The organism is Pantoea sp. WMus005, from assembly GCF_013415305.1.
Taxonomy (GTDB): Bacteria; Pseudomonadota; Gammaproteobacteria; order Enterobacterales; family Enterobacteriaceae; genus Pantoea; species Pantoea rara.
In genome coordinates this window covers 1-255 of the sequence record NZ_JACBXU010000034.1, presented here as the reverse complement: position 1 = coordinate 255, position 255 = coordinate 1, and the positions used below count along the sequence as shown (strand labels likewise).

General features: G+C 53.3%; 1 rRNA gene. It reads left to right on the top strand.

From position 1 onward, the window contains the following. Nucleotides 1-36: 36 nt before the first annotated feature. Nucleotides 37-255 (top strand): 16S ribosomal RNA (locus HZZ01_RS20815); the annotation flags it as partial.

Genomic DNA, 255 nt, shown 5'->3' with positions numbered 1-255 from the left:
TGAGCACCGCTTAACTTGTTTAAGCAAATCAAACTTAAATTGAAGAGTTTGATCATGGCTCAGATTGAACGCTGGCGGCAGGCCTAACACATGCAAGTCGGACGGTAGCACAGAGGAGCTTGCTCCTCGGGTGACGAGTGGCGGACGGGTGAGTAATGTCTGGGGATCTGCCCGATAGAGGGGGATAACCACTGGAAACGGTGGCTAATACCGCATAACGTCGCAAGACCAAAGAGGGGGACCTTCGGGCCTCTC